Raw genomic sequence first — 20,437 nt, 5'->3', positions numbered from 1 at the left:
TCTTTACTCATTTAATCAATAATAAGTAAAGTTGAATTATTATAGTTGTTAAAAGATAGTCAGATATTGATTTTAAACAATATTTGCAGTTAAAAAATACCACCACTTCTATGAAAGAAGCAGTGGTAATACATGATAATTAAGGTTTCCAGAACGACCAGACAGTAACGTTGAAAACGGCGACCTGTCTTTTTACCGTGTCATACATTTGCTATTGCGAAACTTAGTAGTAATTCCACTTTGTTCCGTCGTACACGGCAACGGCCTTCAGAGCAGAGTCCCATAAGACGAGTCCTTTCACGCCGGTTATGGTACGCTGTTCCACCAATGGTACATAAGGAAGTACCAGAGCGCGGCTGGAAGATTCTATGATCAATGCGCCCTTGGCACTGCTGGAATTGGCACCTATAATAACGCCTCTTGCCGTGTCTGCCCCTGCCGGGGCACCACCGGTCTGGCCACCTGCCGTAGCGGTGCTCCATGTATTGTTGGCATAGAAGCGGAAGCTTCCCGTAGCACCATCAAAAACCAGGCTTCCGTTTGTTGCGGTAATCGCTTCAGCATCATCTACCACCGGAAGACAAATGCCACGGGCATCGCTGCCGAATTCAAGTGCTACGGAACTGTTGGTTATCGTAGTCTTTCCTATAGCAACCTGAGCATTAAGAAAGCCTGCTACAGAAAGTAATGTTAAAATCATCATTTTTTTCATCTGTTAATATTGTTTTGTTTAAGTTGAATCTTATCTATATATAATTGTAATGAGTTTTATCTGTATTCCTTTTTAATTCAGGAGCTGTACACATTACAGCTCCTGAATAGGTAATAAAGTAAAGTTTAGTTACAGAATCTGCTTATAGAGGGCTCTGTACTGTACTCTCCTAATTTTCTCCAAATGGTACCTGTGTAGACTTTCATTGTGTTATCGCTCAGATCATAAATGATCATCCCTTCGATCGGGTTAAGGATCGCAGCAGTATTGGCTATACGGCTTATCACCAGCCCTTTGGCGTTAGAATTGATCTCCAGGTAGGTATTAGGCTGGGAAGGCTTCCACGAAACTTCAGGAATGGTACTGATTCCTAATTTAGCATCTGTAAGATCTCCCGCTGAGAGGCCAAGATCTTTTTTAGCCAGTGTAAAATAAGAAACATTGTTGTCCCTGAAATTTACACTTACCTCTATGCTATTGCCTACCCTTGTCACTTCTTTAAATGTTACTCCAGAAGTAAAATCGGAAGTATCGCTTATCAACATATAATACTTTTCATTTCCTGATAATGCAGCTAATGAAGTGGCATCAAAACGTAAATTCACACATTCTAAGCCTCCTGTATCCTGTGCTTTCCAACGTTTTGCCATTATCTCCGTAGTACCGAAGGTAACTCCCGAAGCGGAAATGGCAGTACCGGTGAAGGCGTACGCACCAGTGGTTTCTCCCAATACTAACGCCTGCATATCTTTGCCGATAGGCGCATGCGTTCTGTTCTCATTCGTAAAATTGGTGTCGGTAGAAATGGTCAATACGCTTCCGGTGTTCACCGATCTGGATATTCGCTGATGTAACGCAGAAGTATTGTCCCTTGCGATACCAAAGATATTATTCTGGTATGCCGCATCTCCTGTCCAGATTGATGAGCCATCCGAAGACAGATAGTTAAGTACATTTGCAGGATTCCCCAGGGTCACACCATACTTAATAGCCAAATAACTGTTCACCTGCAAACGCTTCGTACTGTTTAAATCAGATGAGTAAAGAATAACTTCCGGGATTCTTCCTCCAAAAAACTGGCCTCCCGCAAAATTCCTGAATCCCATATAAATAGCCAGCGTATTTCCTGAGAATGCAGATAATGTACTGCCCACTGCCGAAATCCTGTTGTTGGCCGCAAATATACTACCTGAGCCAGGCGCCCTGTAGACTTCAGTGGCATTTACACCAAACAACGGTAAAACATTCGTTTGAAAGCAGTTACTGCCCACATCGCTGGCACAGCTATGCCAATGCACAATGTTAGAGCCAATTAAAGGATTCTGTGGATCATTGGCAGCATTCCCGTTGTCTACGGCAAAAACGGGACCTGCGCCGGAAGCATAGCTGGAGACCCCGAAATATGCAAATCCGTAATTTCCTCCTGTAGGAATGAGCGACACAGGAATATTAAAAAAGGAACTGTTTCCGTTAAAAGATAAAACAGGATTAAAGTTAATATTAGCCGAAACGTTATTCCTGTATAATGGCTGATTTCTTGAAGTGCCTTGCGTTGGATGGTTAGTATTTATAGCCTGATTGTCCCATTGCGAAACAGTGGCCCCATCAATAGCAGTACCGGTTCCCGCATCTGCTTTTACCCAAAGGATGGGACCAGTTACCCCTCCGGGCGCTGTGACCACGCCTGCAAACGTAAAGAACTGCCCGTTGGCAAGATCTACATCTGCATACCAATAGCTTACACCGTCTAAATCTGCCTGGGTCATCTGTATTCTGGTATCATTGCCATCAAATGTGGCATTGCCCGTGCTTATTAGCAGGTAAGGATACGTTACATTAGATGGCAGATCTGCACTTCGCAAGGCCACCCGTACCGAACCTACGGTACCGGTTTCCTGTACTTTCCAGATTCGGGCCATCCGGTTGTTTAATCCTGAAAAAGCAAATGGGGTGGAAAAGCTTGTACTTTCTGTATTCGAGCCCCACACCAGGAAATTAAGGTCATTGGCAAAAGTACTATTGTTTGAAGCATTGGAAGACATAATACTGTTTCCATTGCCGATTACCGGCTGTATACCCGGATTTACGGAACCCGCCTGTTTTTGATAGAGTGCTGAAGCCTCGTCACGGCCGATCCCGGCAATGTTGTTATTAAAGCCCAAATTGCCATTAACAGCATCCCAAATAGTTGCTCCGGATGAAGAAATATAGTTCTGCGGTGTAGTCTGATCCAGTGTTACCCCATATTTAACGGCTAAGTAGGAGTTTACCCTTGCCCGGTCTGTAGTACTTAGAGGGGTATTATAGGCAAATACCTCACTTATCCCGGAACCTCCGGAGGTTACCTGGCCCGGATAGGCAAAAAGGTGATTGCCATTATTGGTGTTGGAGAAGTAATTCCCTCCCGCTGTGGTAATGCTTGCAATTTGTCTCGACTGGAGATGAATACGCATGGAAGTTCCGCTTTTCCAGCCTTCGAGGATGTTGGAAACTCCGTAATTGCCTCCATTTGCAGCGAATCCTGATGTAGCACGATAGCCGAACGGCGCATCGAAGTAGGTGCTGTTATCGGAAAAATGAAACAATGCCGCTGAATTAACACCAACATTGTTTGACCGCTCTCCCCAAGGGATACAGTTTTGTCCGGACAATGGCTGTATGGCTGCAAATACGTTCATATTGTCGTAATTGGCCGTGCCAGGATATACCGGGCTGCTGTAGCTCATATATCCGTTACCGGTGGTGAGCTGCGGATTGAAGTTAGCCGCCCTTCCACCCGAGGCATTATAGGTAATTGTACCTGCTGACAATCCGGCATCACGCCCGTTTCCTGAGGCATCTGCCCATGCTGAACCCGAAGCCGAAAAATCTGCTTTCCACCAGGCTCCAAGATCTGTAATGACCCCACCGGGAGCTGTAGCAAACCCCGCAAAGGTAAAGAAGTGTCCATTGTTTAGATCAACATCTGCATACCAGTAGCTTACACCATCCAGACTGCCTAATGTCATAGGTATTCTGGTATCGCCGCCATCAAATATGGCATTACCGGAACTTATTAACAAATGGGGGGTTACTAAATTCCCAGGAAGATCTGCGCTTCGGAGTGCCACCCTTACTGAACTTATGCTACCTGTTTCCTGTACTTTCCAGACCCTTGTCATACGGCTGTTCAGCCCTGCGAAAGCAAACGGTGTTGCAAAACTGGTGCGCCCCGTATCTGAACCCCAAACAAGGAAGCTGCCATTGGCCATAGTGGTAGCATTTCTTGTATTGGTGCTCATAATGGCATTCCCATTACCAATCACCGGCTGAATGCCGCTATTGACACTTCGGGACTGCTTTTGAATAAGGCCAGTATTGGCAGCGCCTCCCATATCGTCTCTTCCTATACCGGCAATATTGTTCTGATAAGTAGTGTCGCCCGTCCAGATCTGTACTCCCGTACTGCTGGTATAGTTTACCGTACTTGAGGTATTTCCCATGGTAATTCCGTACTTAACAGCAAGATAGGTATCTACTTTATTCCGGTCTTCAATATTGGGTAAGCCGCCATTTCCGTAAACAATTACTTCATTGATGTTTCCATCGTAATAGCCGTTATTATAAGCATACCAATACCCGATAGCGATGTTTCCTCCCACAAAGGATACCGAACTATTCACAGCTGCTCCGTCAGAAATTCCATCCATATAAAACTGATTCAGAGATCCGGATCTCCTGAAATCCATTATTTTCGGAACCATCGGACTGAATATGTTTCCTTGTATAATAGGATCTGTAACGTTTAGCCTATTAAGCATGTTTCGTTGTCCTTTTATCGTAAACTGTATATGATTGGAAGCATTTCCCGAAAGGTACATAGATTCTGCTGCTGAAAACTTTCTTTGTAAGGTAAACAGATCAAAACTATTATTTCCGCTCATTCCGAAGCTATTGCCTGAGCTGAAAATAAATGCCTGATTACTTCCATTAAACTGAACTCCGGGATTAAAGTTGATATTATTGGCTATATAAGTAGCACTTCCTGAAGCGGAAGCTACGCCTCCGGGTGCCTGGTTGGCCCATGAAGTTAACGTTGCGCCATTGATTGTTGTATTGGTACCTGCATCCGGCCTAAGCCATAAGCTAAGATTAGCCGAAACCCCTCCGGGGCTTTGTGCGACCATCCATGAGATAGAAAATAAAGACAGGATTAAAAAAAGATTTTTTTTCATTGTTTGTGTGTAATAAAGTTTTTTCACTATTTGTATTCAGAATGTTAAGAAATAATTTATTAATGGGAATAAACACAGGACTATGTGTTCTTGCCCTGTGTTTTCCCAAGCTTATAAAATAAAAAAATTGATACGGACATAGCGCAGGCTGGGGTTCGGGCCACATTCCGGGGACCCTACCCTGCATCTGCTGTATGCCTGCCCTGCCAGCACACAGGCAGACCCTCTGCGAGCATGCAGGCAGACCCCCTGTCAGCATGCAGGCAGACACTCTGTCAGCATGCTGGCAGGCGGTATGTTTTTATGCAACGGTAAGAACTTTATCGAACTGGGCGGCTCTTGCTGTTTTCAGGTTCTGGCTTCCTGAAAACTGCGTAACCACCTCCAGGGTGTAGGTGCCTGCCACTAAAGAAGCAGGAACTATAATCATGAGTTCAGAAGGATTATTGGTAACGATATCCGTGGCATCTACAGCAGTTCTAGCGAGCGTTGCCGTATTGATAAAATAGATGCCATTGCCCGGCTCTTCGCCTGCAATTTTTATCTTAGAGCCTGTAATTTTCAGGTTTCTTCCCGGTGTAAGCAGATCGTTTACAGATCCTGTTTTCACATCGGTTACCTGGAGTATGGCAGAAGATGCACCTGCCACGCCTAAGATATTTACTTCTATCCCGGGAATTTCCGCGCGGAGCTTTTCACCCTGATTAAACTGGAACAGGATGCTGTGCTTATCGGGGTTATACGTTTCTGCGGGGCTGTCGAAAACTCCGCGAATGGTGGTGGCGGCGGTAAAATAGCCTGTGTTTACAGAATATCCGTCGCAAAGCTGGTAGGCCATCTCTTTGAGGAAAAGTTCGGTGGCATGTGCCATTGCAGAAGCGGAAATATCTGCCCCGCCCCGGCCTGCCGCCGCATTACAGATATCCTCTACGGAAAGGGAACGCTCGCTCACGGTACGAGCTGTGAAGTCATTGGGATTGTCTTTGGTTAAAACGTTATCATACAGATACGCCTTGATTTTGTGTAAGATTGTTGTCATTTTGTGAAATTTAATAGTTATTTAATTGACCTATATTCAATGCAAAACGGTTTGCATTAAACTGTCCGTATCTCTAAATAAAATCAGTACAGCCCATTTGGTATAAACAAATTATACGGTGGTGGTATCGGCTGTACTGTAAAGATTTTAAAAATCGTACCCGATCCTGAAGCTCAGATTGGGAACGGCCTGCAACGGGTAATTATCTTTCAGGATTTTACCTACTCCCATCCCTACCTGGAACTCATAGTTGAAATTTTTTGCAAAGTTTCTCCTGAATCCCCATGTAGGTGCCACATAAATCATTGGATTTGTATATAAGCCGTCGATATTAGAAATCACAAACCAATCGGGAATAAACCCCACCCTGGCAGAAATATAGTTGGCTGCATTATGCCTGGTGTTTTTGCCTTCCTGGTCTCTTTTTGTAATGTTGTAATACCATTTGGGGGTTACTGAAATATCCGGCACTAAAGCAAACCCTGATTTGCTGGTGAGATCTCCCCGGGAGAAAAAGGATGCTTCCAGGTTAAAATCTGTTCTGATGGCAAACTTTTTAGAAAGATTATACTCATTATACACATTGGTGCCGAGGAGACCGGCCTGCACTCCAAAAAAAGTTTTTTCTGAAGACTGTTCTTTTTCCTGCGCATAGCATAAAGAACACACTGCAATAAGCATTAAAGAAATTGTTTTTTTCATCGTTGTTTTTTAATGTTGATAATATATTACTCGTTATTGTTTAAAGACTCCACTTTCATATGAAAGTGAAGTCTGAAATATTTAACAGATCATGAGAAAGCATTATATATAATCCTTCAGTTCTCTGAAAATCTGATTTTTAGATCATTACAAGAGCACGTCATTATTTAAACCTGTAGCTCAGGCCAAAGGAAAAAACAGAAGTTCGTGCATTGCTTCCCTCCAGCACTTCGCTAAGACCGAAATTGTAGCGTGCATCTATACCAAGTCCCATTGAGAATTCGTAACCAAGTCCTGCATTAAGGCCAAAATCAACATTACGGACATCAATATCGGAGGTTGCTGAGACACCGGTTACGGTATTTTTTGCTTTAACTTTATCGTTAACTTTCAATGCCAGCTGAGGTCCGAATTCAAGATTCAGCCTGGGAGCAGCATAAAATTTCAGCATGACAGGAAGGGTAATGTAGTCTACGGTATAATCTACCCGGACATTATTTACAATGGGAGTCTCCCCTGCTCCCTGCATGGAATATAGCAGTTCGGGCTGTAGTGCGAAACGCTGTGAAAATTTGTAATTAACGAAACCTCCTGCATAGATACCGGCTCGGGAACCGATACCATCTACTGAACTGCCCGTCCATGTAGAGAGTGTAAGGCCGGCTTTAGCGCCATAAGTGAGTGTTTTTTTGTCTTCCTGAGCCTGAAAAAGGCTAATTACTGACACAAATACTAATGTGAACAAATTTTTTTTCATGATGGCAAAAATAAGAAAATTTATTAATTATTGTTTAAATGATAAAAAAAATAACATTTTCATGATAAATAGCATCTTACTATAAGGTTTTAGTAAAAGGTTAATATTACATTTTTTGCTATTTATAATGTTTCCAAAATCTATCGCAATAGCCTTAATTTCGGAGGCGGGTGGGGATACAATTCAAAAATTTTCATTTTCCTGTTAATTTGGTTTTGATCTGACATCTAAAAAATACCACTGCTTCTATGAAAGGAGCAGTGGCAATACATAAATATTAATTAAGGTTTCCAGAACGACCAGACAGTACCGTTAAAGACCGCCAGCTGTCTGCTTACCGTATCATAGGCCATCATTCCCGGTGAAGGGTTGATGATATTAAGGTGCGGACTGGCCACTTTGGGAAGCACCATCGCTTTATCTGTATCGGTGAGCACCAGGATACCCGGTGTAGTGTCCGTTGCAGCAGTACTGCCAATGGCTGCCTTTGCTGAAGGCCGATCGGTTTTAGTGTCCTGCAGGGAAGTATTTACCACCCCTGTTGCATCAACGCTTAAATCAACCCAGCTGCCGCTGTTCCTGTATTTCACCTTTTTATCCGAAATATCGTAAATGAACGTGCCGTCTACCGCTCCCGTAACCGATGCCGAGGATGTAACCCAGGGAAGAACAATACCCCGGTTATCATTCCCAAACTCCAGGGAGACCGAAGCATTGGTCACCGAAGATTTTCCTATTGCTACCTGGGCTGTTCCCAGCACGGCGGTAAGCAAAGAACATAGTATAATAAACTTTTTCATAATAAAAACTTTTTTCACCGTTCCTGAACCGAAGGGAGCTGTACGGGTACAGGCTCCCCGAGTTCAGTTAACAATTAAACATTAATTTTAATCCGGACAGGTCTGTGTCGTGATACACTGCCAACCGAAAGTAGTACCGCCGTCTGTGCTGGTATACACTTTCATACAGCTGGCCGTGGTGTCATACACCATCATTCCTTCTACAAGGTTGGCAGGCGGTATGGCCGCAATTTGTGCTGCGGTAAGCCTGTTGATCACAAAGCCTTTCGTTTTGGCTTCCAGCACCGTCCAGGCACCTTTGCGAACCATCGGCCAGTTCTCATTATTGGTTCCTGCCCTGCCTAATGCGGTAATTCCCTGCTTTGCATCCAGCGTGGTACCTACCGTAGCGGCAGGCTTGTAACAGAATGCGTTTACGGTAATCGTTACTGTATTGGAAGTAAACACGCAACCGCCCGGACTGGTAACATTCACCCTGTAGTAGCGGGTAGCGGTAAGCGTTCCCGGTGAATACGTTGCAGAGGTTGCAGCAGGAATATCCGTAAATGCAATATTATCTGAAGATACCTGCCACTGGAATCCCGTACCCCCAGTGCTGCCGGTTAGGGCTAGAGCTGCCGGCGCCGTATTGGCACTAATGGTCTGGTTTGAAGAGGCCGTACCCACTACTACGGTATTAACCGTCTGTGAGGTTCCCAATGCCTGCCCAGTGGTATTGCTGTATCCTGAAGGCAGGATTGCAAACTGCGGTACACCCTGTGCATTCACGCTGGTTCCTAAGTTCTGGTTAGAGGCTGTAGAACCTGTGCCCACCGTTACTGTTCCTGAGGCCGTTACCAGCTGGGAAGGCGTAATGCCCGCTGCGCCTTCTATGGCATCCACACAGCCGTCATTATCGCTGTCTAAGTCTAAACGGTTGGGTATCCCGTCATTGTCAGTGTCGATATCAATTACTGTATTTAAAAAGAAATCATGAAATGAAAGCAAATCTGGACCTGTCGCCGTAATGGTAATTGAAGTGACAGGAGTATTGAATGAAAGACGTACGCTGCCAGAATCATTAATAGAAGAACTACCCGATACCCCACGATAAGTATTACCCGATACCGTTACACATGTTCCTGTACCTAATGTTGAAACTGAAACCGGACCTCCTGTAGACGTTACCGTAAATATTTCATCCAAATACACAGAATTCATAACCACATCAATATTTCCTGAAACCGGAGAACTAAAATTGAATGTTAACGCAGTCGATGTAGTTGTTTGAAATCTGTAGCCAGACGATGATACCATTGCGGTTGAGCAAGTTGATCCCAATGAAGCAATATTAGCAGTAATTCCTGTTCCTAAAACTTTACTCAAGGTAACCCCATTGATAATTTGGTTTCCTGTTCCAGCTATCTGCACTGATGCATTACTACTTTCATTTATATCCAAAATACCGTCATTATCATCATCCAGGTCATCGAAGTCGATTACGCTGTCTCCATCACTGTCTAAAGCAGCACTCTGTAAGGATAAGTATCCCGAAGCAAGACCTGCAGGAAGCGTTATTTGTCCGCTGTTGTTGAGTGTTCCCAACGTTGTGGAACCTGTAGTAAAGTTATCGTCCGAAGATTTCCATACCACATTCCAGGTAAAGTTGGCATGATCTAACCCGCTGAACTGCATGCTCACAGCCTGGGTATAGTTCGTTGCCTGAACTTTCCATAATCTTGCAATTCTTGTATTAAAGCCTGACGCCAAATTTGTAGCAGCCCTTGCCGTAGCAGAACCGTTATTGTTTCCGATCACAAGGAAGCTCAGATCATTGGTAATTCCTGTGCGGCTTACATCCGTATTTGGCAAAACAAAATTGTTATTGGTAGCCAATGTGAGTATGCTGCCTGTATTTACAGATCGTGATATCTTTTGTTGCAATGTCGATACATCATCACGGCCGATCCCGGCAATGTTGTTCTGGTAAATGGCATCGCTGTTCCAGATGCGGGTAGTACCATCAGATGCTACATAATCACCTTCTAAAATACCTCCGCTAATTACTTCGCCCTGTGCAGCGTCTCCGTCGTTATCTCTTGATAAGGTGATCCCGTACTTAACGGCTAAATACGTATTGATACGCAATCTTTCAAGCGGAGTCTGTGTTGAAGATTTATAATTGATTACCTCAGGAATCAATCCTCTGAATATTCTATACGTACGAGAAAAATCCTGAAATGCTGTACGTCCTCCGATTTCGAAACCTGCAATCGGTGTACTGGCTACACCAGTTCCGGTATACAGCTCCGAGAGACCGCCGTTGTAGTAAGCAGAAGAATTGTTTGTATTATCTGCGGTATACTGTACGGAAGCTATCTGAGGATTAAAAAGGGTACCCAATGGTGTATTTGCAGATTCTACCGTTCCTGCAGCTGCGCCATCAGCAACATAAGCTGAATTACTTACCTGCAATCCTTTCCAATTGGTATTAAACACAGCGGCAATATCTGACAGTGATGAAGTTAACTGTGACACCCCATACACGGTAAGGCTTCCGCTAAAGTTGCCTGAACCTGTGGTATTACCCACCAATCTCTTCCCATCAACACCCGTAAAATTAAGTGCCGGGTTGAAATTGAATGCTCCCTGCGAAAGGGTGATATCGGAACTCGGTGTTATGGAGGCCTGAGTGGTAATAGCAGGATTACCGCTGATATCGTTCCATGTGCTTACATTGTTTCCTGAAGCAGCAACCCCGGCATCGGCTTTAAGCCACATCTGTAAATTGCCAGTAACCCCACCCGGAGCTGTAATCAGTGCTCCGAAAGTAAAGAACTCGCCATTGTTCAGGTTAATATCGGCATACCAGTAGCTTACGCCACCCAATACTGCCTGGGTCATCGGGATGATATTGTCTGAGCTGCTAATTGCAGCATCGCTGCTTACAATCAATGCCGGGCTTCCCAAATTACCCGGAAGATCCGAACTGCGCAGTGCCACCCGTACCGAACCTACGGTACCGGCTTCCTGTACCCTCCAGATTCTTTCCATCAGCCTGTTTAACCCTGAATAATTAATCACAGTGGTAAACGTAGAAGGATTCGCATTGGAACCCCAAACCAGGAAGCTGCCATCTGCGGCAAAAGTGCTGCTGTTATCGGTATTGGCGGCTGCTATTGTATTGGCATTCCCAATTACCGGCTGCAGACCGCTGTTTATACTCCTGGACTGCTTTTGGTACAATGCTGAAGCATCGTCTCTTCCGATACCGGCAATATTGTTATTGTAGCCTGTATTTGCCGATGCATTCCAGATTACCGTATTATCCGCGGCGGTGTAGTTTTGGGCAGCGGTCTGATCTAAGGTAAGACCATATTTAATGGCCATATAAGATTCAGCCTTGTTACGGTCAGCAGCAGATAATGCCGTGGCATACAGAACGATCTCACCAATCTGCCCGTTATAATATCCGGAATTGTTGGAACCGATATACATGACATTATTGTTCCCCGTAAACGAGGTGATACCTGTTCCTGAATTTATCTGCAAGCCGTTTCGACGCAGGACGCGGGCAGGGGTAAGACTGCCGTTGTTCCAGCCTGTCCATAGGTATGGGACCCCTGTAGCACCTCCCCAGGCTACATTCAGCCTGTTGCTTAGCCCTGCATCCCAGTATACCTCGTTATTGGTCCATGGAGCATGCATATTGAACTGGGTCCCGGTACCAAGTGCCTCACTAAAAATAGAACTGGCGGTTATGGTGCTTACATTGCTCACTACAAAAGCAGCGGCATCTGTGTAGGAAGCCGTTCCTAATATTCCGTTGGCATCCCTCAAATCATCATTGGAACCATCGAAACTCAATACCGGGTTGAAATTGATATTTAAGGAACTGCTGTTTCTATATAAAGGTCGGTTGGCTGCAGTGGCCTGCGTCACGTCATTCGTGTTGCCACTCTGGTCACTCCAGGTGGTTACGGCAGCAGCATCTGTTGTGACAGAAGTTCCTGCATCTGCTTTCAGCCAGAGTGCATCTTCGGTTACCCCACCCGGACCGGTGATCGTTCCGGTAAAGGAGAAAAACTGCATGTTGGCAACCTGAGCGGCCGGAACGGTAAAGATATAAAGGCTGATCCCATTGATTGAAGTAACTCCACTCTGTGCTATGGTACTTGCCGTACCATTACTCAAAGAGCCTGCATTGGCCCCGTACAATAAGCTTACTGTAGAAGAAGGCGCATTGCTAAAGGCACTAACGGGATAATACACCGTCATATCCTGCGCAAAGCTGTTGGTATTCTGGGTACGCCACACTCTTGTTAAACGAAAAGGATACGTGCCATTGCCAGTTTTTACCACTCGGGTAATAGACGCCGCATCATCGCCCCAGATAAAGAACTGCCTATCCGTTAGGATGATATTGCTGTTGAACTGGTTGTCGGCTGCAATGGTTCCTAAGCTCACCACCACCTGTGAACCGCTGTTCATACTTCGGGACTGCTTCTGGTGCAGTGCAGAAGCATCATCACGTCCGATCCCGGCAATGTTGTTCTGATAGGTGGCATCGCTGTTCCAGATACGCGCACCATTAGATGCTACATAGTCACCTTCTAAAACACTTCCTGAAATCAGCTCACCCGGATTAAGATCGTTATCATTATCTCTTGTTAATGTGACCCCGTACTTTAAGGCTAAATAACTGTCTACCTGCAAACGTTGTAATGCGGTTAACTGCTGGTTGTAGATCACCACCTCCGGTACAGAACCGTCAAAGTAAAAATTACGTGACACTACTGTTCTGGAACCAACGCTTACCAGATTAAATGCAGCAGGAATTGCAGAGATCGTATTGAAAGCCACCCGGTTCTGGTTATAATAAATATTAGCCCCATTAGTACCCGATACCATGGAAGATGAGAACAGCAATGGAATTCCTGCGGCAGGTAGATTTCCACTGGTTACGGAGCCCTGAACACCGGCTCCGGCTATTTGCCTGTATTCTAAGATATCATTATTGAATCGGAACTCTCCTCCAAAATTACTATTCAGCTGACCAGATCCTACCACCGTTCTTGGGCCCGAAAAAGCATCCGGCCTAACGGCTGAAAAGATCGTATTGTTGGCAGGATTTACAGAGAAGGAAACCGCATCCAGGAAGTCATTGGTTCCGTCAAAGTCAAGAACAGGGTTAAAGTTCACATTCGCCGTGGTATTGTTTCTGAACAATGGCTGGCTGGCTGCCGTTCCCTGAGAGAAGTGATTTAAATTACCGGATACGTCATTCCATTGCGAAACAGCACCGCCGTCTGTTGTAGTAGAAGTCCCTGCATCTGCCTTTAGCCAAAGACTTGCTCCCGCAACCCCTCCCGGAGTACTCTGCAGAGCAGAGAACGAAAAGAACTGCATATTGGCGATCGCTGCTGCGGGTACGGTAAAGATGTAATGACTTACCCCGTTGATGGTAGTGGTACCGCTTTGGGCAATAGCCGAAGGGCCGCTATCCAGTGATGCGGCAGACGCTCCATACAATAATGCTACGGTACCTGGTGCTGCATTTCCAAAGGCACTTACCGGATAATACACCGTAATATTCTGTGCAAAAGAGCCGGTGTTCTGGGTTTTCCATATCCTTGCAAAACGGTTGGGATAACTGGTATTGCCTGTCGGGACAAACGTAGTTAATAAACCGTTATCATTCCCCCAGATAAAGAACTGCCCATTTGTAAGAGTGCCAGAATTGGCCTGGTTGTCGGCTGCAATGGTTCCTAAACTCACCACCACCTGGCTGCCTGTATTTTGGCTGCGGCTCTGCTTCTGGTGGAGCGCAGAAGCGTTATCACGGCCGATCCCCGCAATATTGTTCTGATAAGTGGTATCACCCGCCCACACTGTTGAGCCGTCTGATGCGAGGTAATTAACAACATTTGAAGAATTGCCTAAAGTTACTCCGTATTTTAAAGCGATATAGCTCTTTATGCGCAAACGTTGCAGATTCGTTAAATCGGAAGGGTAAAGAATAATCTCGGGGATTCTTCCTCCAAAAAACTGGCCTCCTGAAAAATTTCTGTAGCCTATGTAAATTGCCAATGGATTTCCTGTGAAGGCAGATAGTGTATTGCTTACCGCCGGCAACCTGTTATTAGTTGCAAATACAGTAGACGACCCGGAGGCTCTGTATACTTCCATTGCATTGACATTAAAAGATGTCAGCGCAGGCGTATCTACAAAACATGCACTGCCACTATTACAACTATGCCATTGCACCTGATTTGTAGTCCCATTAACTATAAAATTCTGAGGGTCATTAGTAGCGCTTCCTACATCTACTGCAAATACGGGTCCCGAGCCTGAAGCATAGTTCGACACTCCGAAGTATGCAAATCCGTAATTGCCTCCAGTAGGAATAAGCGAAGTCGGAATATTAAATCCAGAACTGGTACCGTTGAAAGAAACAACAGGATTAAAATTAATATTATCTGTTGCATTGTTTCTGAAAAAAGGCTGGTCTGAAACCGTAGCCTGTGTAGCATTGATCGTTCCTCCGTTCTGGTTACTCCATTGAGAAATGGAAGCTCCGTCCGTATTGGCAGATGTTCCTCCATCTGCTTTTAACCAAAGACTTGCTCCTGATACTCCTCCGGGAGCTGTTACGAAGGCACCAAAAGTAAAGAACTGTCCGCTGCTTAGATCAACATCTGCATACCAGTAGTTTACCCCGCCTAAATTTGCCTGGGTCATTGGTATGATATTATCCGAGCTGTTAAATACAGCATCGCTGCTTACGATCAAGGCAGGACTGCTTACATTACCCGGAAGATCCGAACTGCGCAGTGCCACCCGTACCGAACCTACGGTACCGGTTTCCTGTACTTTCCATATTCTTTCCAAACGGTTATTTAACCCTGAAAAATTAATTGCGGTTGTAAACGTCGCAGGATCGGTATTGGAACCCCAAACCAGAAAGCTGCCATTACCAAAAGTACTGTTATTGGCAGAATTGGTACCCGAAATAGTATTGGCATTCCCGACAACCGGCTGAATGCCGCTGTTCACACTTCGGGACTGCTTTTGAAGAAGGCCTGTATTGGGAGCTCCTCCCATATCATCACGCCCGATCCCGGCGATATTGTTATTGTAGCCTACATTGGCCGTAGCTGCATCCCAAACAGTAATATTCCCTGAAGAAACATAGTCTCCTGCTTTTGTAGTTCCGTATTTAACAGATAAATAGGTTTCTACGCGGTTTCTTTCAGCATCAGTTAAAGCAGACGGATATGTGATTATTTCCGACATATTTCCGTTAAACCTTTCCTGAGAAATATCTCTCCTTCTTGAACCAATATCAAAACCAGCAATATTGGAAGCAACCGGTGTCTGGCCTAAAGTACTTGTACTAACCTGCTGATTAAGCCCTAAATAAATTGAGCTTCCATTTTTCCTAAACGTCGTTAAGCCGTAATTGGGAGCATCCGATGGCGGTGTTGCCGTAAATGCAGTAAAGCTAATGCCGGTAGGCCTTGTATCACTAATTACCGCCTGCCCATAGTCTAACTTTGGAGCAATCCTGTCAACACCGCTAGAATTACTGTACTGGGTAAGCAGTGCCGACCCGCTTGAGGAAACGCCAAACATGGTATAGTTTCCGGCATTATTGACTACCGTATTTAAGTTGTTGGCAAGAAAATCATCACTTCCGTCAAAACGAAGGGTGGGGTTAAAGTTGATATTGTTTGAACTGCTGTTAAGGTATACCGGACGGTTTGCAGCTGCTGCCTGGGCAACATTATTTCCTGAAGAGTTACTGTCTCCCCAAAAAGCTGCCGGGATATTATCAGCACCCGCTAACGGCTGCACCACATCTGCCCTCATGGAAGGCCAGGCGGATACAGCATTCACCGTAAACCTCACGTATCTTGCATTAACGGATGAAGTAAATAAATTAATTACTGCGGTATTTTGGTCTGTATTCCCGGAAAAGCTTCCTAGGGAAGTATAACTTATATTATCTGTGGAATAACTCACCGTATAAGCGGTTACCCATTGTGCGGCATCTGCCCTTCCCCTGGTTACCACGCCGCGAATGGTCTGTACTGAACCCAAATCTAATGTAAGAAAGTCTCCTGTAGTGTTGGTAGCCGCAGACCATGAAGAAGTGGAAGTTAGAGTAGAATTTGCCGGACCGAGACCGGAAAAGTTGCTGCTCGCGGTCCTATTAGCGGCAGGAACATCAAAATATGATGCGATACCTGCATCTGCCCTGAGCCAAAGGCTTGCTCCGGAGACGCCCCCCGGGCTTTGTGCCACGATCCATGAGACGGAAAGCAGGCCATATAAAAGTAATAAGATTTTTTTAATCATTGTTGTATGTGTATAAATAAGAAATTTTCTTTTTTTCACTGCTTTTATCTGAACCAAGGAGCATGTACTGTAATACAATAAACAGCTGGTAAGCAGGAACATTTCTCCCAAATATAAGATCATGAAATGTTATCTTAATAAGCGGAAAGAATACGTTATCCTGTGGAATTCTGATAAAAGTCTTTTAACAATGAAAGGGTGGCGGGCGTATCCCTCCTCCGTCTATAATATTTTTTAAAAGAACAGAGTAGCGATAGTGATAATCCTGATTGATATATTCATTATATCTTGTTCTGGAAATATATTCTGCCGTATAATGGAGTATGAAATTCTGATGACTGCCCGGTGCTACACATACTGATTGCGCTGATAATGAGGTAGCGTATACGCTGTTTTGCTCCGGTCGTGCTGTGATGGTTTGTGTAGAGCCTGAAAGATTGTTTTTCTTAACTTTTCGTGGAGATACTTCTCTTTTGGCTATGACTTTTTGTTGGCGGGAAGATGAACTTTTCTTTGTTTTGCGGACCTGGATATTTTCTATGCCGGAAACAACAGTTCCTCCTTTAATATATAAATACTCTGTACCGGTAACTTCAACTTTCGGACTGACTTCTTTGCTTCTTCCTGTTTTTTCGTCTTTTAATTCGGAATTGTATATTATTACAGCATCTTCATGAATATATACCCCCGCCTTTTCTGCTGATAATGACTGGCCGTAGTGGAATATCGAAGCAATGATGAAAAAAAAGCTAACAAACCTTTCGGAAAAGCGAAAGGCCATCAGTTTGCAGGATTTCATCATTCGTGTTTTCATTACTTGTATTTTCTAAGTGAAAATGTTTCGTAGCACCTTGTTAGACTTATTGATAATATGTCCACTTTTTGTGTTTTTCTGAGGGGTCTAATATCATTTAAAGCTTAAATTTTTAAATCTAAAATTTTATTTTAATTTATTTTAATTCACCCCCATGTGTAAAAAGAATTCTGTCTATTTTATTCTAATTTTAATTTTCCGACTTATCAATATTCCGGTAATTTTCAATTATCTTTCAAAAAAAATAACTCTAATAATTACGTTTATTTTGCCTTTACAAATCTACATTCAAGACATTGATTAACAATATGGTTTACTGTAATAAAATAATTATATATTTGTAATAATTTAATTACAAAGCAGAACGTTTAATAAGCGGAAACTGTAAGAATTTAAATAAAATATCACTGGCTTTATGGTATTCAGTAAAAATGAAAATAATTACAGTGAATTGTTTAAGCAATACTGTTTATAAATTTGAGATTAATTAAATAAATATTTTTTTTATCTTTATTATTGAAATCAAAGTGCGCAGGATGGCATAGGATATATGTTAGCTACAATGAAAAAAGATATATTTTAAGTGAACCGAACCTGAATGATTAAATAAAAAACACATTTTACAGAAACACAGATAAATACAAAGCTGATAAGCGATTTCAGTTCTATAAATACAAATGATATGAATAAAAAAATACTTATTGCCGATGATTATTTCGTCATCAGGACAGGCGTAAAAATGATTCTGAAAAATTACTTTAAGAACATTAGCGTAGAATACGCTGAAAATTATGATGAGATTGTAGAAAAGCTATTCAAAAACAAAGATTATACGCTCCTTATTTTAGATGTTAATATACAGGGAAATAAAAAGGGTATGATTTCTGAGTTTAAAAGCAAAGCTCCTCAACTTAAGATCCTTATCTTTTCAATATATCAGCCATCCGGAGCAATACAAAGCATCCAGGAAGGTGCAGACGGCTACCTGAATAAACTTTCTCACGAAGATGAAATTGCCAGGGCCGTTTCAGAAGTTTTAAACACCGGCAAATATTACTCAAAGGAAATTACAGATGCACTGATTCAGCATTCCATTTTCAGAAAAAAAACAAATCCGCTGGACAATCTTTCCGGGAGAGAGAAAACGGTTTATCATTTTTTGATTAAAGGCTATGGAAATCTGGAGATTGCTAATGAACTTAAAATACATGTCGCCACCATCAGCACTTATAAAAGAAGGATTTTTCAGAAATTGGGTACCAGTAACCTGATTGATATTTTAGAGATAAACAGGAAATACTCCGTATAATACAAAGTAATTAAGGATCCTATCGGGTTAGCGCAACTATAGTTCATAAAAAAAGCCGTTCAGAAGAACAGCTTGTATCATTATTACGTTGAAACAGTTTCATTTGAAATCAACACAATTATTTCCATTTGATATTGCATCCCATACTTGGTCTTTGAATTTCTTCCTGAGGCTCGCCTGCCAGAAGATTTTCAAAAGCAATGATGAGATCTTCGCCCGTTACATCTTTATTATTCCCCGGTCTTGAGTCATCCATCTGCCCTCTGTAGATAAGATCCAGCTTTTCATCAAAGAAAAAGAAATCCGGCGTACACGCGGCATCGTATGCTTTTGCAATCGCCTGGCTTTCATCATATAAATAAGGAAAGTCAAAATTCCTTTCAATCTGGAATTCAATCATTTTTTCCGGAGCATCTGCAGGATATTTCTCAACATCGTTCGAATTGATGGCGATAAATTCGATCCCTCGTTCATTATAATCTTCGTACAGTTCATTTAACTTATCAATAACATGCAGTACAAACGGACAATGGTTGCACATAAAGATTACCAACGTACCTTTCTCACCTTTCAAATCATCCAGTGACTGAATTTCGTTGCTTTTTGAAGGGTTTGGCAATTCAAAAAAAGGTGCTTTTGTGCCCAAAGCGATCATATTTGAAGGAGTATTCATAACTTTTTTTATTTGATCACAAAGATAAAGATTTTATTGATTATCTCATTAAGGAAGATGGATGCGGGAAGATCAAGGTCTTAATTGAGCCTGACTATACTTTTCATTTATTTTACAATAATTTAAAAATGATTAAATTAATGATCCCCCAGCTCCCATTCCTCCGGCTTCCATTCAATTTTTCAACATATTTAAAGCGGTCTGGAAAAGTTAAACTGTAAAATTTGTTTGGAAGTAATATCAAAAAGTTTGTAGTTTTGCTAACACTGTTAGTAACAAAATATCATGGGTTTACATGAACGCCGACAAAGAGAGAAAGAAAACATTCGTACCAGTATCCTGGATGCGGCTTTTTCTTTGGCTAAAACCGAAGGCTGGGCATCCCTTTCCATGAGAAAAATTGCCGATGCCATTGAGTACAGCGCACCGGTAGTATACGATCACTTTGAAAACAAAGAGGCTATTTTATACGAGATTTCGCTGAATGGCTTCCATTGTCTGCACATCGAATTGCTGAAAGCTCAGAGAGCACACGACAATCCGGAAGATCAGTTAAAAGCTATTGTGGATGCATACTGGAAGTTTGCTTTTAAGAACAAAGAGTATTACCAGCTGATGTTCGGATTGGGAATGCAGTGCAGCGGAAAAGGAATGATGAAAGAAGAATTTTCTTCATTTCAGGATATGCTGTATGACTGCACGTATGAAATTATTAAGAAAAACGGATCAAAAACGGAAAATGCCTGTCACATGTCCCACGCTTTATTTTCAGCGGTACATGGATTGATCTCCATCATGATGATGCGTAATGATGATATCCCTTCAACGATGAATAAAACGACTTTGGATGAAACAGTTTCTGCTTTCATTAAGTCTTTATAATTTTTTTTTGAATTAAAAATTAACAGCGTTAGGAATATTAACACCTAATTAATATAAATTATTCATTTAAAAACAATTAAAAATTAAAACAATTATGTAAAATTATGAATTATTCTTAGTTTTTTTTATCAATTAAATTAACACCGTTAGAAAAAATAACACACTTTAGATTAAATTATCAACCATACCACATTA

General features: G+C 42.8%; 11 protein-coding genes. 2 read left to right on the top strand and 9 right to left on the bottom strand.

Features of this window, described 5'->3' with window-relative positions; genetic code table 11:
• Window positions 1–223: 223 nt before the first annotated feature.
• The 8 genes from ACYT6F_RS09085 to ACYT6F_RS09050 form a co-directional block, all read right to left on the bottom strand.
• Window positions 224–703 (bottom strand): hypothetical protein, encoded by a 480-nt coding sequence (locus ACYT6F_RS09085; RefSeq protein ID WP_472600867.1) that lies wholly within the window; start codon window positions 701–703, stop codon window positions 224–226.
• 134 nt (window positions 704–837) lie between these two features.
• A complete protein-coding gene (locus ACYT6F_RS09080) occupies window positions 838–4,926 on the bottom strand; it encodes a beta strand repeat-containing protein (protein ID WP_472600866.1) in 4,089 nt (1,362 codons plus the stop codon).
• 301 nt (window positions 4,927–5,227) lie between these two features.
• On the bottom strand, window positions 5,228–5,965 hold the full coding sequence (locus tag ACYT6F_RS09075; protein WP_472600865.1) for a DNA-binding domain-containing protein: 738 nt from the start codon (window positions 5,963–5,965) through the stop codon (window positions 5,228–5,230).
• Window positions 5,966–6,112: 147 nt separating this feature from the next.
• The gene (locus tag ACYT6F_RS09070) at window positions 6,113–6,667 is read right to left on the bottom strand and encodes a hypothetical protein (protein WP_472600864.1); all 555 of its coding nucleotides are present in this window, start codon (window positions 6,665–6,667) and stop codon (window positions 6,113–6,115) included.
• A 163-nt stretch (window positions 6,668–6,830) separates the two neighbouring features.
• Window positions 6,831–7,394 carry a porin family protein gene (locus tag ACYT6F_RS09065; protein ID WP_472600863.1) on the bottom strand — a complete coding sequence of 188 codons (564 nt, stop codon included), beginning with the start codon at window positions 7,392–7,394 and terminating at the stop codon, window positions 6,831–6,833.
• A 311-nt stretch (window positions 7,395–7,705) separates the two neighbouring features.
• Window positions 7,706–8,224 (bottom strand): hypothetical protein, encoded by a 519-nt coding sequence (locus ACYT6F_RS09060; RefSeq protein WP_472597751.1) that lies wholly within the window; start codon window positions 8,222–8,224, stop codon window positions 7,706–7,708.
• A gap of 87 nt (window positions 8,225–8,311) precedes the next feature.
• Complete coding sequence (locus ACYT6F_RS09055; RefSeq protein ID WP_472600862.1) at window positions 8,312–16,564, bottom strand: DUF8202 domain-containing protein; 8,253 nt, start codon at window positions 16,562–16,564, stop codon at window positions 8,312–8,314.
• 184 nt (window positions 16,565–16,748) lie between these two features.
• Window positions 16,749–17,378, bottom strand: coding sequence for a hypothetical protein (locus ACYT6F_RS09050; RefSeq protein WP_472600861.1), 630 nt, complete (start codon window positions 17,376–17,378; stop codon window positions 16,749–16,751).
• Between the two features lie 682 nt (window positions 17,379–18,060).
• On the opposite strand from ACYT6F_RS09050, the gene ACYT6F_RS09045 reads away from it, so the two are divergent.
• On the top strand, window positions 18,061–18,687 hold the full coding sequence (locus tag ACYT6F_RS09045; RefSeq protein WP_472600860.1) for a response regulator transcription factor: 627 nt from the start codon (window positions 18,061–18,063) through the stop codon (window positions 18,685–18,687).
• 118 nt (window positions 18,688–18,805) lie between these two features.
• Here the strand turns inward: ACYT6F_RS09045 and ACYT6F_RS09040 are convergent, their stop codons facing one another.
• Window positions 18,806–19,360, bottom strand: coding sequence for a thioredoxin family protein (locus tag ACYT6F_RS09040; protein ID WP_472600859.1), 555 nt, complete (start codon window positions 19,358–19,360; stop codon window positions 18,806–18,808).
• 285 nt (window positions 19,361–19,645) lie between these two features.
• Here ACYT6F_RS09040 and ACYT6F_RS09035 point away from each other — a divergent pair, with 285 nt between their 5' ends.
• Window positions 19,646–20,242, top strand: a complete 597-nt coding sequence (locus tag ACYT6F_RS09035) for a TetR/AcrR family transcriptional regulator (protein ID WP_472600858.1) — start codon at window positions 19,646–19,648, stop codon at window positions 20,240–20,242.
• The last annotated feature ends 195 nt before the right edge of the window (window positions 20,243–20,437 follow it).

The sequence above is a fragment of the Chryseobacterium sp. NG-CE01 genome (assembly GCF_055695505.1).
Note: the sequence above shows the minus strand (reverse complement) of the source record. Positions and strands in the feature narration are given on the sequence as shown.